We start from the raw sequence: 13,035 nt of genomic DNA on the forward strand, positions 1-13,035 counted from the left end.
CGTCGTGGCGTGCGGCGCGGTCCACCGACGCTACCCGATCCCGGAGCCGGTCAAGGCACGTCCGTGCCCGTCGAGTCCGGCGATCCGGGCCAGCCGCTCGAACGAGTCCAGCAGCGCCGTGCGGTCATACGTGGAGGTGGTGACCAGCAGCTCGTCCGCGCCCGTGAGCCCGGCCGCCTCGGCGAGCTGCGCCGCGACCTGCTCCTCGGTGCCGTGGACGTGCCCGGCGAGCCCGCCCTCGTACAGCTCCCGCTCCTTCGGGGTCATGTCCAGGGCCTCGACCTCCTCGGCCGGCCGCAGGGGCGGGAAGCTGCCCCGGGTGCGGGAGTGCGCGAGGGACCAGGCCTCCGGGACCAGGATGCGCCGGGCGGCCTCCGGTGTCGGCGCCACGGCCACGGTCCCGGAGACCACCACGTACGGCTCGGATCCGCCGGCCGAGGGGCGGAACTCCGCGCGGTAGCGCTCGATGATCTCCGTGACCCGGCCCCGGGCCCGCAGGTCGCCCACCACCAGCGGCAGCCCGGCCCGGGCCGCGATCCCGGCGCCCTCGCCGGTGGCCAGTACGTACGCCGGGATCCGCAGCCCCTCCGCCGGGCGGGCGTGCACCTCGGGGTGCGCCCGCTGGGTGCCGTCGAGCCAGCCCAGCAGCTCCGCCAGCTGCTCCTCGAACCGGTCGGCGTCCCCGGTGTCGCGGCCCAGCGCCCGCCGGATCCCGCCGGTGAAGCCGACCGAGCGGCCGAGCCCCATGTCGATGCGGCCGGGAAACAGAGACTCCAGGACCCCGAACTGCTCGGCGACGACCAGCGGTTGGTGGTTCGGCAGCATCACCCCGCCGGTGCCGACCCGGATCCGCCGGGTGGCTGCGGCGACGGCGGCGGCCAGTACGGCGGGCGCGGAGCCCGCGACCCCGGGGACGCTGTGGTGCTCGGACACCCAGAAGCGGTGGTAGCCGAGCCGCTCCGCCGCGCGGGCGAGCTCCACGGTGTCGCGCAGGGCCTGCGCGGGCGGGTGCCCCTCGCGGGTGCGGGACCGGTCGAGGATGGAGAGTTTCCGGATCACACAAGGCTGTAACGCGCACGCGCCGTCAGGATTCCCTGCCTACCCTGACCCGCATGAGTGACAGCAACGACCGCCGGCCGCTGGCCGTCTTCGACATAGACAACACCCTGGCCGATACCGACCACCGCCAGCACTTCCTGGAGCGTCGCCCTCGGGACTGGGACGGGTTCTTCGGCGCGGCCCCCGCCGACCCGCCGCTCGCGCGCGGGGTGGCGCTGGCGGTGGAGCGGGCGGCCGACTGCGAGGTCGTGTACCTGACCGGGCGCCCGGAGCGGTGCCGTGCGGACACGGAGGAGTGGCTGACCCGCCACGGGCTGCCCGAGGGGCGGCTGTGGATGCGCGGGAACCAGGACCGCAGGCCGGCCCGCACCACCAAGCTGGAGGTGCTCCGGCGGATCGCCCGGGGCCGGGAGGTGCGGATGCTCGTGGACGACGACGAGCTCGTCTGCCAGGCGGCGCGCGCAGCGGGTTTCACGGTGGTCTTGGCGGACTGGGCGGCGGACGCGCCGGAGCTCAAGACGGCCCAGGAGGGCGAGGGCCGGACCTGAGGCCGCAGAGCCGGCAGGCCGCGACCTGGCAGACAGTGCAGGCGGACGGCGCAGGAAGGCCGTGCAGGAATGCCGCGCGGTAAGGCCGTGCAGTAAGGCCGTGCAGACCCCGGCCCGGGCCCGGCCCGGGGTCTGCACGGCCGTGTCCGGGCTCAGTCCTCGCCGTCGAGGCGGAACCCGACCTTGAGCCCCACCTGGTAGTGCGCCACCGCGCCGTTCTCGATGTGTCCCCGCACCTGTGTGACCTCGAACCAGTCCAGGTTGCGCAGCGTCTGGCCCGCCCTGGCGATCCCGTTGCGGACGGCCTGATCGATGCCCTCGGGGGAGGTGCCGACGATTTCGGTCACCCGGTACGTGTGATTGGACATGGGGTCTCCCGACGGTGGTGGCTTGTGCCTCGTTCTACGGTGCCCCAGTAAGTCCGCATCCGCGAACTATGCGTGAACAGTTTCGAGCCGGAGGCCCTTGACCCGCCCATTGGTCTATGCCAATTTCAAGCCATCTGAGATCGATCCCCAGAAGGTGACCTCGTGAAGATGCGCTTCCTCGCCGTGTGCACCGCCCTCGCCGCCGTGACCGCCCTCACCGGCTGCAGCCGGCTGGCGGGACCGGCCGGGGGAACGCAGAAGGTGACGCTCTGGCTGATGAAGGGCAGCGCATCGGAGGACTTCACCACGAAGTTCACCGCCTCCTTCGAGAAGGAGCACCCCGGCGTCGACCTGGACGTCAGGATCCAGGAGTGGACGGGCATCGGCGAGAAGGTCAACGCCGTGCTCGCCGGGCGGAGCAGCGAGGGCGCCGACGTCATCGAGGTCGGCAACACCCAGGTCGCCCAGTACATCGAGACCGGGGGCCTCTCCGAACTCACCCTCGAAGGCCTGCGCGAGTGGGGCGGCAAGGACTGGCTCAAGGGCCTCGCCGACCCGGGGAGCGTCAACGGGGCCCAGTACGGCATCCCCTGGTACGCCGCCAACCGCGTGGTGATCTACAACAAGGACCTCTTCGCGAACGCCGGGATCAAAACGCCGCCCAAGAACCGGCAGGACTGGATCCAGGCCACCCGGAAGCTCGACAAGGGCGACCAGCAGGGCATCTACCTGCCCGGGCAGAACTGGTACGTCCTCTCCGGGTTCGTCTGGGACGAGGGCGGCGACCTCGCCGTCGAGACCAACGGCCAGTGGGTCGGCACCCTCGACGACGAGAAGGCCCTGGCCGGCATGGAGTTCTACAAGCAGCTCCAGGCCCTTGGCGACGGCCCCAAGGACGCCGACGAGGAGACGCCCCCGCAGTCCGGGGTCTTCGCCCGCGGCAGGGTCGCCCAGATCATCGCCCCGCCCGGCCAGGCCGCCGCGATCGAGGCCGCCAACCCCGCCCTCAAGGGCAGGATCGGCTTCTTCCCGGTCCCCGGCAAGATCTCCGACAAGCCAGGAGCCGTCTTCACCGGCGGCTCCGACCTGATCATCCCCGAGCGGACGAAGCAGCGGGCCCACGCCGTCGACGTGATCACCGCCCTGGTGAGCGAGAAATGGCAGACCGAGCTCACCCGGACGATGAGCTACGTACCGAACAAGACCACCCTCGCGCACGTGGTCGACGGCAACGAGGGAGCCGCGAACATGGCGCCCGGTGCCGCCCAGGGCCGGGCCACCCCGAAGTCCGCCCGCTGGGCCGAGGTCGAGGGCAAGAACCCGATCAAGCCCTACATGACGGCCGTGCTCACCGGACAGGACCCCAAGCAGGCCGCCAAAGCGGCCTCGGAGGCGATCGGCAAGATCCTCAGCGCCGACCGCTGAGCCGGCCGGGTCCGCCGCATCCGCCGAGCCCGCCGAGTTAAGCGTTCGCACATCCAAGGGCCGCTGAGCGGTCATGTCGAATCCAGCCGGTCACGGAAGAAGTAAAGGAGCCAGGCCACCAAACCTGCCGGCCTGGCTCCCGTGCCCGGATCAGGAGCCGCCATGACCATCGCCCCCCTGTCCCCGTCCACCCTTCCCCCCACCGTCACCCCCACCGTTGCCGCCGCCGCCGTCCCCGCGGCCGCGACCGTGGCGGCGCCCGGCGACCTCCCCACCACCCCCCGCTACGCCGTCCGCCTCGCCCGCAACGAGGACGAGGTACGCGCCGCCCAGCGGCTGCGCCACCAGGTCTTCGCCGGCGAGCTCGGCGCCCGACTCGACGGACCCGAGCCGGGCCTGGACTCCGACGCCTTCGACGCGTACTGCGACCACCTCCTCGTCATCGAGGAGGAGAGCGAGCAGGTCGTCGGCACCTACCGGCTGCTGCCCCCGGAGCGCGCCGCCGTCGCCGGCCGGCTCTACTCCGAGGGTGAGTTCGACCTCTGCGCGCTCGCCCCGATCCGCCCCGACCTCGTCGAGGTCGGCCGCTCCTGCGTTCACCCCGACCACCGCAACGGCGCCGTCATCGCCCTGATCTGGGCCGGCCTCGCCCGCTACATGGACCGCTCCGGCCACAACTGGCTCGCCGGCTGCTGCTCGATACCGCTCGCCGACGGCGGGGTCCTGGCCGCCGCCACCCGCGAGAGCGTCCTCACCCGCAACCTCGCCCCCGAGGAGTACCGGGTCACCCCCCACCTCCCCTGGAACCCCGAAGGCATCACCTTCCCGGCGCGCATGGAGCTGCCCCCGCTGCTCCGCGGCTACCTGCGCCTGGGCGCCTGGGTCTGCGGCGAGCCCGCCCTCGACGCCGAGTTCGGCTGCGCCGACCTGTACGTCCTGCTCTCCCTGCGGCGCACCAACCCGCGCTACCTCAAGCACTTCCTCGCGCTCGCCCCGGCCGCATGAGCGTCTGGCTGCCCACCTCGCCCTGTACCCCCGAGGCCTGCGCCGGCCACGAGGGGGACAGCGCGAGTCCCGCCCGCGCGGTGCTGCGGCTCACCGCCGCCGTCGCCCTGGCCCTGCTCGGGGTCCTGGGCGCCCCGCCGGTCCGGCTGCTCCCCGCCCGTCCCCGCCAGGCACTGGTGAGGGCCTGGGCGACGGCCCTGGTCCGGTCCTTCGGGATACGGATCACCGTGCACGGGAGTCCCGGACCGGGCGGCGGCCGCCTGATCGTCGCCAACCACGTCTCCTGGCTGGACATCGCACTCGTCGCCGCCGTCATGCCCTGCCGGATGCTGGCCAAGAGCGACATCCGCGACTGGCCGGTGCTCGGCCCGCTCTCCCGGCAGAACGGGACCCTGTTCATAGAGCGGGAGCGGATCCGCGCCCTCCCCGGCACCGTCCAGGCCATCACCCGCGCCTTGCGGGCCGGCGACCGCGTCACCGTCTTCCCCGAGGGCAGCACCTGGTGCGGGCGCGCCCAGGGGCCCTTCCGGCGGGCCGCCTTCCAGTCCGCCCTGGACGCCGGGGTGCCCGTACAGCCCGTACGGCTCGCGTACCGGCTGCCGGACGGGAGCCCCGCCGGGGCGCCCGCCTTCGTCGGGGCCGACCCGCTGACCGCCTCCCTGTGGAGGATCGCCCGGGCCCGCGGGGTGCGGGCCGAGATCCGGCTGCTGCCGCGGATCCCGCCGGGCCGCCACGCGGACCGGCGGGAACTCGCGGCCGCGGCTCAGGCGGCCGTCGCCGTCGACTCCGTCCCCGTCTCCTCACTCCTCGCAGGGGTGCCGGCCCAGCCGGACTCGCCGTCGGCCACCGACAGGGACAGCGCGAAGCGGCCGTCGGTGTCCGTCCACCACTGGGTCAACTCAAGCCCGGCCTCGGCGAGTTCCTTCCGTACGCCCTCCTGACGGAACTTCGCGGAGACCTCCGTCAGGATCTCCTCACCCGCCCTGAAGGGCACCACCAGATCCAGTGCCCGGACCTTCACCACCAGCTCCGACCGGGCCCGCAGCCGCATCTCGATCCACTCCTGCTCCCGGTTCCACACCGCGACGTGCGCGAAGTCGTCGGTGTGGAAGTCCGCGCCCAGCTCCCGGTTGACGACGGCCAGGACGTTCTTGTTGAACTCGGCCGTCACACCCTGCGCGTCGTCGTACGCGGCCACCAGCACGGCCTCGTCCTTCACCAGGTCCGTCCCCATCAGCAGTGCGTCCCCGGGCGACAGCATCGCCCGTACGGAGGCCAGGAACGCGGCGCGCTCCGGCGGCAGCAGATTGCCGATCGTGCCGCCGAGGAACACCACCAGCCGCGGCCCGGGCGTGTCCGGCAGCCGCAGCGGCTTCGTGAAGTCGGCCACCAGCGCGTGCACCCGCAGCCCCGGATGCTCCGCCAGCAGCGCCCCGGCCGCCCCCTCCAGGGCGCTCCCGCTGACGTCCACCGGGATGTACGTGTGCAGCGCGGGCATCGCCTCGATGAGGTGCCGGGTCTTCTCCGAGGAGCCGGAACCCAGCTCCACCAGCGTGCGGGCCCCGCTCGCCGCGGCGATCTCCCCGGCCCGCGCCACCAGGATCTCCCGCTCGGCGCGCGTCGGATAGTACTCGGGCAACCGGGTGATCTCCTCGAAGAGTTCGCTGCCCCGCGCGTCGTAGAACCACTTGGGCGGCAGCGCCTTGGGGGACACCGTCAGTCCGTGCCGGACGTCCGCCCGCAGCGCGGTGTCGGCGGCGTGCTCGTCGAGGGTGCGGGTCAACTGGAAGTCGCTCACTGGGAGGTCTCCTTCAGCGGGGTCAGGTCGACCCGTGTGCCATCGGTGGTCAGCAGGGTCCGGTCGGGTACTTCGCACCAGCGGGGATCGTCGTCGTACGGCTCGGACGCCACCACCATGCGCTGCGCCGCCGCGTCGGCCAGGTACCAGAGCGAATCGCCCCAGGCCGTCGCCGCGATGCCGGTGCCGTCGGTCAGCAGCAGGTTCAGCCGGGAGCCGGGCGAGGCCGCCGCGAGCTCCCGCACCGGCTCGGCGAGCGCCGTGCCGAGGTCGTCCCCCCGCCGCAGCCGGTGCACGACCAGCGCCCAGATCAGCGCCGAGTCCGTGCTCGCCGCCAGCGACAGCAGGTCCTCGGGCGGCAGGCCCGCCGCGAGCGGCGCCGCCGCGTCCGGCCAGTCCCGCACCGCGCCGTTGTGGCTGAACAGCCACGGACCGGACGCGAAAGGCGCCGCCGCGGCCTCCCCGTCCGCCCCGAACACGGTGGCGTCCCGTACGGCGGCCAGCGCGGCCCGCGTGCGTACGGTGCGGGCCAGATCGGCGAAGTTCACATCGCCCCAGATCGGACCTGCCCGCCGGTAGCGGGCGGGGACCGGGTCGCCCTCCGCGTACCAGCCGACGCCGAAGCCGTCGGCGTTGACCGTCCCGAAGCGCTGGCGGCGCGGCTCCCAGGACTGCCGTACGAGGGCGTGCTCCGGTTCGATCAGCAGCCGGGCCAAGGGCACTTCCGGCCCCACGAACGCGATGTGACGGCACATCAGACATCCCTCGCGGTCCGGAAGCCGGAGAAGATCTGCCGGCGCACCGGCAGGTCCCAGTTGCGGAACGTGCCCCGGCAGGCCACCGGATCCACGGCGAACGAGCCACCCCGCAGCACCTTGTGCTCCGGGCCGAAGAACACCTCCGAGTACTCGCGGTACGGGAAGGCCCGGAACCCCGGGTACGGCAGGAAATCGGAGGAGGTCCACTCCCACACGTCGCCGATCAGCTGGTGCACCCCGAGCGGGGACGCCCCGGCCGGATAGCTGCCCGCCGGGGCCGGGCGCAGATGGCGCTGGCCGAGGTTGGCGTGCGCAGGAGTCGGGTCCTCGTCGCCCCAGGGGTAGCGGGTGGAGCGGCCGGTGGCCGGGTCGTGCCGGGCGGCCTTCTCCCACTCCGCCTCCGTGGGCAGCCGGCGCCCCGCCCAGCGGGCGTACGCGTCCGCCTCGTACCAGCTGACGTGCAGCACGGGCTCGTCGGCGGGCACCGGCTCGGTCACGCCGAAGCGGCGGCGCAGCCACTGCCCGGCCTCCCGGCGCCAGAACAGCGGCGCCTCGATCCCGTGCCGGCGTATCTGCTCCCAGCCCTCCGCGGCCCACCAGCGGTCGTCCCCGTAGCCGCCGTCCGCGATGAACGCCTGGTACGCGGCATTGGTCACCGCCGCCGTGTCGATCCAGAACGGCCCGGTGTCCCGGGTGTGCGCGGGCCGCTCGTTGTCCAGCGACCACGGCTCGGCCGACGTACCCATCGTGAACGGGCCGCCGGGCACCAGGACTTCGGCGACGGTCGGCGCCGCACCCCGCGGCGGATCCGGATCGGGCGCGGTGAGCACCGGCCCGCCGCGCCGCAGCTGATGGGTGATCAGCATGGTCTCGTCGTGCTGCTGTTCGTGCTGGGCGATCATCCCGAAGGCGAAACCGTCGTCCAGCAGCGCGGAGCCCTCCAGCGGAGTCCGCTCCAGCAGGTCGAAGACCCGGCCGCGCACCTCGGCCGTGTAGCGCCGGGCCTCCGCCGGCCCCAGCAGGGGCAGCTTCGGCCGCTCGGAGCGCGGATGCCGGAAGGCGTCGTAGAGCGGGTCGATCTCGGGGTGCAGGGACGCGTGCCCGGCCACGTTGCGCAGCAGCCAGAGCTCCTCCTGGTTCCCGATGTGCGCCAGGTCCCACACCAGTGGGGACATCAGCGGGGAGTGCTGTTCGACGAGGTCCCGGTCGTTCACCGCGTCGGTGAGCAGGGCCGTACGGGCGCGGGCGGCGGTCAGGGCCGCGACGGCCCGCTCGCGCAGGTCCGCGGGCGCCCGCTCCGCGGAGGACGATGTGGTCATGGGCGGGCCCCCGTCCCGGTGAGCTGCAGGTATCCGTCGTCGGCGGGACATCGGCCGCGCAGTGTGAAGCGTTCCACGAAGGCGCCGACCACGTCCTGGACGTGCCGGCTCGCGCCGAGGCGCGGCAGCGCCTCGGTGGCGGCCCGGAAGCAGGCGGCCGCGGCCTTGCGCAGCTCCGGATCGGCCAGGCCGTGCCGGGCGGCGGACTGCCACAGGGGGTTGCGCGGCGCGGGCCGTGACCCATGGGCGTCGGCCAGCGCCTTAGCCGCCCGGTACGCGCTCTCGGCGGCCTGCGGATCGTCGAACAGTGCGTGCACGACGGCCACCGGAACCAGCCAGCCGTCGTCGCCGGGCTGGGCGTCGATCATCCGGAACTCCAGGTGGCCGCGCGGGCGCACCGGTGGGAACAGGGTGGTCAGGTGGTACTCCAGGTCCTCTGCGGTGGGCGGCCGGAGGGCGGGTGGGCCGTCCGTGCTCCCGGCGCCGTCGGCCCGGAGCCAGTCGCGGAAGGTCAGCCCGCGCGGGACCGCCCACGGCCCGCCGTCGTGCGACCGTACGCACATGACCTCGGTGTCCAGCGCGTGCCGGGTCCACCCGGCCCGTGGCTCGGCGTCCAGCGGCGGGGCGAGCGCGCGCCGGGCATCGAGATCGCTCCAGATCCCCTGGCGGGCGCACCGCCAGCCGGCGTACGGGCCCTCGTGCGCGGGGGAGTTGGCGAAGGCCGCCACGAACACGGCGCCCAGCAGATGCGCCAGCCGCCAGCGCCGGCCGTACCCGAGCGGACCCGGCTCCTGGTACCCGGCGTCCACGCAGACCTGCACGGAAGCGGAGGAGCACATCATGGCGCGGCCGGCCGGGCCGGTGCGGTCGAAGTGGGTCTCCATCGCGTCGTAGCGCGGGTTGGACAGCAGCCGGCGCATGTGCCGGCGCGGATCCCGGCCGGTCCCGTGCAGGACCAGGCCCTGGGAGCGCAGGGCGGTCCGTACGGCGGTGAGATCGGCCTGCAGACCGTCCACGCAGCCGGAGAGGGAGGGGGCGGGGGCCGAGCTGAGCTCCAGCTGGCCGCCGGGCTCGGTGCTGAGCCGGGATTGCAGGCGCAGGGCGCGGGCCGCGTCGTGGGCGGCGGTCAGCCGGTCGGGCGGCAGTACGTCACCGGGCCGCTCGGCGTCCAGTACGAGCCATTCGAGTTCGGCGCCGAGGGTGCGGGGCGGGCCGGTCTTGAAACAGATGCCGTGGACCAGGTCCTCGGCGGCGGTTTCGCTGAGCGCGGGTGATGCGCCCGGGGGCTGGGAGGTGGGTGGTGCGGGTGAGCCTTGAGGCATGGACGGGTCTCCTGTCCAGTGTTGTGACTTGACCATGCCTACCCGTCCTTGTCGGCCTGAAAGGTGGGAACGAGATCGTTGCGCGAAAAAATCTCTGGCCGCGAGTGATCCGCACTGCCGATGATGGTGACGTGAGCAGCAGATTGCGCGAGATCGCGCGCGAGAACGCGACCATCGTGGCGGCCGGTGGATACCGGACGCGGTCGGGGCGGCAGGTCTCCCTCGCCGCCGCCCTGGCGGAAGCCAGGGCCGGAACCAGGATATATGGGCCAAACCGGATCATTCCAGGCGAAAACCTTCCTGCGGGAGGCCGCGAGACGACCGTCGAGGTCACGGGGGAGAGCAGCACGGTCGCAGCCCGTAGGCTCGCCGCGGACGGACCGGCGCCGGTCCCGGTGGCCGTCCTGAACTTCGCCTCGGCCCGCAATCCCGGGGGCGGCTACCTCCGCGGGGCCAAGGCCCAGGAGGAGGCGCTGTGCCGCGCCTCGGCCCTGTACGAGACCTTGCTCGAAGCTCCGGAGTACTACGAGGTCCACCGCGCGGGGCGCAGCACCTTCTACACCGACCGGGTGATTCACTCGCCCGGGGTCCCCGTCTTCCGCGACGACCGGGGCGAACTGCTGGACGCCCCCTTCCGCGCGGGCTTCCTCACCTCCCCGGCGCCGAACGCAGGCACCATCCGCCGCCAGGAGCCGGAGCGCGCCGCCGAGATCCCGGCGGCCCTGGCCCGGCGCGCGGAGCGCGTCCTGGAGACGGCGACACTGCACGGGTACCCGCGGCTGGTGCTCGGTGCGTGGGGATGCGGGGTGTTCCAGAACGACCCCGCGGAGGTCGCCGAGGCCTTCCGGGCACTGCTGGCCGGCCGTTTCGCCGGGGTGTTCGACCGGGTGGCGTTCGGGGTACTGGACCGCAATCCGGGGCCCCGGGAGGCATTCGAGCGGGCCTTCGCGGGATTCGGGGCGTAGCGGGGGGCGAGGGGCCGGCGGTGCAGGGGACGGGCCGATGCCGGTGCGGCCCGCCGTGCGTGTCGTGTGAACGACCCCGATGCGCCGGTCGACCGCATCGACGCCGGCCTCGCCCTCGCGGCGTCACCGCGGGCGCCGCGCCCGGCCGGCTACCGCCAGCCGTAGCGCTCGCGGAGCCGGTTCGCGACCAGCTGGAACCGGCCCCGGTCCAGGGCGCACGCCTCGCGCCGCATGCCCGCTTCGTGCACGCGCAGCACCCGGTCCACGTCGACCCAGGACTCCCGCCCGGCGCTGTCCCACGGTCCGGTCCCGATCGGCACCCACTCCCGGTCGTTGTCGTGCCGCTTGCTGGACAGCTGTACGGCGAGCAGCGTCCGTCCGCCCGCCTCCCGGGCGACGACCAGCACAGGGCGGTCCTTGCCGCGGCCGTCGTTCTCCTCGTACGGGACCCAGGTCCAGACGATCTCGCCGGGGTCCGGATCGCCGTCCTTGTCGGGCGCGTACTCGGTGCGTACCGGCCCGATGGCGTGCGGATCAGCCTCGGCGGTGGCGGTGGCCCCGTTGCGCCCGGGCTGCTCGATGGGGTCGGAGCTGTGGTGGGAAAGTGCCGTCATTCGGGCGAGATTACTGACCTTTGAGGCCCCTGTCGCCCTGCTCGGCTCGCCTGTCCGGCTGCGGGCCGGGCCGGATCCGTCGGCGGCTCGCGCCAGCTCGTCGTCTCCATGGCGTTGCCCGCACTCATCCCGCTGGCGACACCGCCCAGCAGGCAAGTGGTGAGGTTCTCTGTGAAACCCACCTTGGTCGGCTTCTGTGTGTTGGTCAGCGGGGGATCAAAGGTCACGCTTTGCGTCCCCACACACTGCAACTTGACCACCGTGGACACGGCTTGCGCTGCCGGTATGGCACTCACGAACGCGAGCAAGCCCAGCACCAACGCCGCAGCCGATACACGCAACGCGCGGCGCAGGAAGCTGCTACATCCAGGCATTATCGTCACCACCGCGTTCTGGAAAGGGCCGTAAGGGCTACTTGCCCACGGTGCCGAGGGTCACGTCCAGCGGCCCGGCGCCGACCTGGATGGTGTCGGTGACCGTGTTGGTCGAGGTGTTGATCACCGACACCGTGTTGGCGTTCGAATTGGCCACGTAGGCCTTCTTGTCGTCGGAAGTGACCACGACCCCGAGCGGTCCGGCGCCGACCGGGATGGTGTTGGTGACCGCATCGGTCGTGGTGTTGATCGCCGACACCGTGTTGCCGTTGCCGTTGGTCACGTAGGCCCTGGGGTGGCCGGAAGCGACCGCGACCCCGAGCGGTCCGGCGCCGTCCGGGATGACGTGGGTGACCGTGTCGGTCGAGGTGTTGATCACCGACACCGAGTCGTCGATCGAGTTCGTCACGTAAGCCCTGAACTTGCCTGGAGCGATCGCGACCTCGAACGGTCCGGTGCCGACCATGACGGTGTTGGTGACGGTGTTGGTCGTGGTGTTGATCACCGACACCGAGTTGTTGTTGTTGTTGGTCACGTAGGCCTTGGGCTGGTCGGGACTGACCGCGACCCCGAGCGGCCCGGAGCCGACCATGATGGTGTTGATGACCGTGTCGGTCGAGGTGTTGATCACCGACACCGAGCTGTCGAGCGCGTTGGTCACGTAGACCTTGGTGCCATTGGGAGCGACCGCGACCCCGACGGGCAGGGTGCCGACGTAGATGGTGTTGATGACCGTGTTGGTCGAGGTGTTGATCACCGACACCGTGTTTTCGGTTTCGTTGGTGACGTAGGCCTTGGTGCCATCGGGGGTGACCGCCACCCTGGCCGGTCCTGTACCGACCGTGATGGGGCTGCCGGCAACGGCCGTGGACGGATTCGCAACGTTGATCACGGACACCGTGTTGTCGGCTTGGTTGGTGACGTAGGCATAGGTGCCAGGGGGGACGATCTGGGCGGCCTCCGCCCGAACCTGGGGGGGTGCGGCCAGGCAGAGGATCGTGAGGACCAGGGCGGGCATTGCCGCCCGTCTGCCTGGTACCGGGCTGGGGCGGTTCGTGCGAACGCCAGGGATCATGCCTGGTCCACCTCTCTTCACGGCATGTCCTGCCGGCGGACGTCACAGCAGGTACGCGAGGGATAGCGCCGACCGCAGGCACAGATCCGGCAGTCGGGCGCATGGCAAATCAGTGTCCCTGTATAGCAGCATTGAATAGAAAAGACCGCATATATCACCATGTGTCATAGGGTGTCTGAGCCCAATCAGCCCACGTTGCTCACCCGTCGCTCAACTCGACCGCCCGCGCACACAGAGGACGATCGCCCGCATGCGGCCCCCGGGCTGCAGGGAGCCGGCCGCCGGCCAACCAGATGGACGTTGCAGGAGGGCTTGGAGCCCACCCGTCTTCGGCCTGGATGGCCGTCACCGCAGCGGACGGCCGCACGGCTGCGATCGGCCCGGATGTCGCCTGTCCTGCTCGTT

12 protein-coding genes and 1 pseudogene are annotated in these 13,035 nt (G+C 72.4%); 5 read left to right on the top strand and 8 right to left on the bottom strand.

What is annotated here, in order from left to right; genetic code table 11:
- Nucleotides 1-30: 30 nt before the first annotated feature.
- A complete protein-coding gene (locus ABTY04_RS10225; protein ID WP_352212910.1) occupies nt 31-1,059 on the bottom strand; it encodes an LLM class flavin-dependent oxidoreductase in 1,029 nt (342 codons plus the stop codon).
- A 44-nt stretch (nt 1,060-1,103) separates the two neighbouring features.
- Between ABTY04_RS10225 and ABTY04_RS10230 the strand changes: the two genes are divergently transcribed.
- A complete protein-coding gene (locus tag ABTY04_RS10230) occupies nt 1,104-1,607 on the top strand; it encodes a phosphatase domain-containing protein (protein WP_352213047.1) in 504 nt (167 codons plus the stop codon).
- A gap of 152 nt (nt 1,608-1,759) precedes the next feature.
- Here ABTY04_RS10230 and ABTY04_RS10235 read toward each other — a convergent pair whose 3' ends face one another.
- Nucleotides 1,760-1,975: a dodecin gene (locus ABTY04_RS10235; RefSeq protein ID WP_352212911.1), complete on the bottom strand. Its 216-nt coding sequence runs from the start codon at nt 1,973-1,975 to the stop codon at nt 1,760-1,762.
- 162 nt (nt 1,976-2,137) lie between these two features.
- Here ABTY04_RS10235 and ABTY04_RS10240 point away from each other — a divergent pair, with 162 nt between their 5' ends.
- From ABTY04_RS10240 to ABTY04_RS10250, 3 genes and pseudogenes are all read left to right on the top strand, one after another.
- Entirely contained in the window at nt 2,138-3,400 is a 1,263-nt protein-coding gene (locus ABTY04_RS10240) for an extracellular solute-binding protein (protein WP_502996604.1), read from the top strand.
- 162 nt (nt 3,401-3,562) lie between these two features.
- The gene (locus tag ABTY04_RS10245; RefSeq protein WP_352212912.1) at nt 3,563-4,405 is read left to right on the top strand and encodes a GNAT family N-acetyltransferase; all 843 of its coding nucleotides are present in this window, start codon (nt 3,563-3,565) and stop codon (nt 4,403-4,405) included.
- Nucleotides 4,402-4,929, top strand: a pseudogene (locus tag ABTY04_RS10250) (lysophospholipid acyltransferase family protein); the annotation flags it as partial. The gene ABTY04_RS10245 and the pseudogene ABTY04_RS10250, both read left to right, overlap by 4 nt.
- 239 nt (nt 4,930-5,168) lie before the next feature.
- Here the strand turns inward: ABTY04_RS10250 and egtD are convergent.
- The 4 genes from egtD to egtA are packed head-to-tail and all read right to left on the bottom strand — an operon-like array spanning nt 5,169 to nt 9,602.
- Nucleotides 5,169-6,203 carry an L-histidine N(alpha)-methyltransferase gene (egtD, locus tag ABTY04_RS10255; protein WP_352212913.1) on the bottom strand — a complete coding sequence of 345 codons (1,035 nt, stop codon included), beginning with the start codon at nt 6,201-6,203 and terminating at the stop codon, nt 5,169-5,171.
- Nucleotides 6,200-6,958: an ergothioneine biosynthesis protein EgtC gene (gene egtC / locus ABTY04_RS10260; protein ID WP_352212914.1), complete on the bottom strand. Its 759-nt coding sequence runs from the start codon at nt 6,956-6,958 to the stop codon at nt 6,200-6,202. Before egtC ends, egtD begins: the two co-directional genes overlap by 4 nt.
- Nucleotides 6,958-8,280: an ergothioneine biosynthesis protein EgtB gene (gene egtB, locus ABTY04_RS10265; RefSeq protein ID WP_352212915.1), complete on the bottom strand. Its 1,323-nt coding sequence runs from the start codon at nt 8,278-8,280 to the stop codon at nt 6,958-6,960. The genes egtC and egtB overlap by 1 nt, the downstream gene beginning before the upstream one ends.
- On the bottom strand, nt 8,277-9,602 hold the full coding sequence (gene egtA / locus ABTY04_RS10270; RefSeq protein WP_352212916.1) for an ergothioneine biosynthesis glutamate--cysteine ligase EgtA: 1,326 nt from the start codon (nt 9,600-9,602) through the stop codon (nt 8,277-8,279). Before egtA ends, egtB begins: the two co-directional genes overlap by 4 nt.
- A gap of 131 nt (nt 9,603-9,733) precedes the next feature.
- Here egtA and ABTY04_RS10275 point away from each other — a divergent pair, with 131 nt between their 5' ends.
- Nucleotides 9,734-10,567 carry a TIGR02452 family protein gene (locus ABTY04_RS10275; protein ID WP_352212917.1) on the top strand — a complete coding sequence of 278 codons (834 nt, stop codon included), beginning with the start codon at nt 9,734-9,736 and terminating at the stop codon, nt 10,565-10,567.
- A gap of 149 nt (nt 10,568-10,716) precedes the next feature.
- On the opposite strand, the gene ABTY04_RS10280 is transcribed toward ABTY04_RS10275, so the two are convergent.
- On the bottom strand, nt 10,717-11,181 hold the full coding sequence (locus ABTY04_RS10280) for a type II toxin-antitoxin system PemK/MazF family toxin (RefSeq protein WP_352212918.1): 465 nt from the start codon (nt 11,179-11,181) through the stop codon (nt 10,717-10,719).
- A 411-nt stretch (nt 11,182-11,592) separates the two neighbouring features.
- Nucleotides 11,593-12,573 carry a beta-propeller fold lactonase family protein gene (locus ABTY04_RS10285; RefSeq protein ID WP_352212919.1) on the bottom strand — a complete coding sequence of 327 codons (981 nt, stop codon included), beginning with the start codon at nt 12,571-12,573 and terminating at the stop codon, nt 11,593-11,595.
- Nucleotides 12,574-13,035: the final 462 nt, after the last annotated feature.

The organism is Streptomyces sp. NPDC097981, from assembly GCF_040302565.1.
Taxonomy (GTDB): domain Bacteria; phylum Actinomycetota; class Actinomycetes; order Streptomycetales; family Streptomycetaceae; genus Streptomyces.

Coding starts and splice junctions, on each gene's coding strand:
- ABTY04_RS10235 (WP_352212911.1), bottom strand. CDS start 1,975: ATGTCCAATCACACGTACCGGGTGACCGAAATCGTCGGCACCTCCCCC.
- ABTY04_RS10280 (WP_352212918.1), bottom strand. CDS start 11,181: ATGACGGCACTTTCCCACCACAGCTCCGACCCCATCGAGCAGCCCGGG.
- egtA (WP_352212916.1), bottom strand. CDS start 9,602: ATGCCTCAAGGCTCACCCGCACCACCCACCTCCCAGCCCCCGGGCGCA.
- ABTY04_RS10245 (WP_352212912.1), top strand. CDS start 3,563: ATGACCATCGCCCCCCTGTCCCCGTCCACCCTTCCCCCCACCGTCACC.
- egtC (WP_352212914.1), bottom strand. CDS start 6,958: ATGTGCCGTCACATCGCGTTCGTGGGGCCGGAAGTGCCCTTGGCCCGG.
- egtB (WP_352212915.1), bottom strand. CDS start 8,280: ATGACCACATCGTCCTCCGCGGAGCGGGCGCCCGCGGACCTGCGCGAG.
- ABTY04_RS10285 (WP_352212919.1), bottom strand. CDS start 12,573: ATGCCCGCCCTGGTCCTCACGATCCTCTGCCTGGCCGCACCCCCCCAG.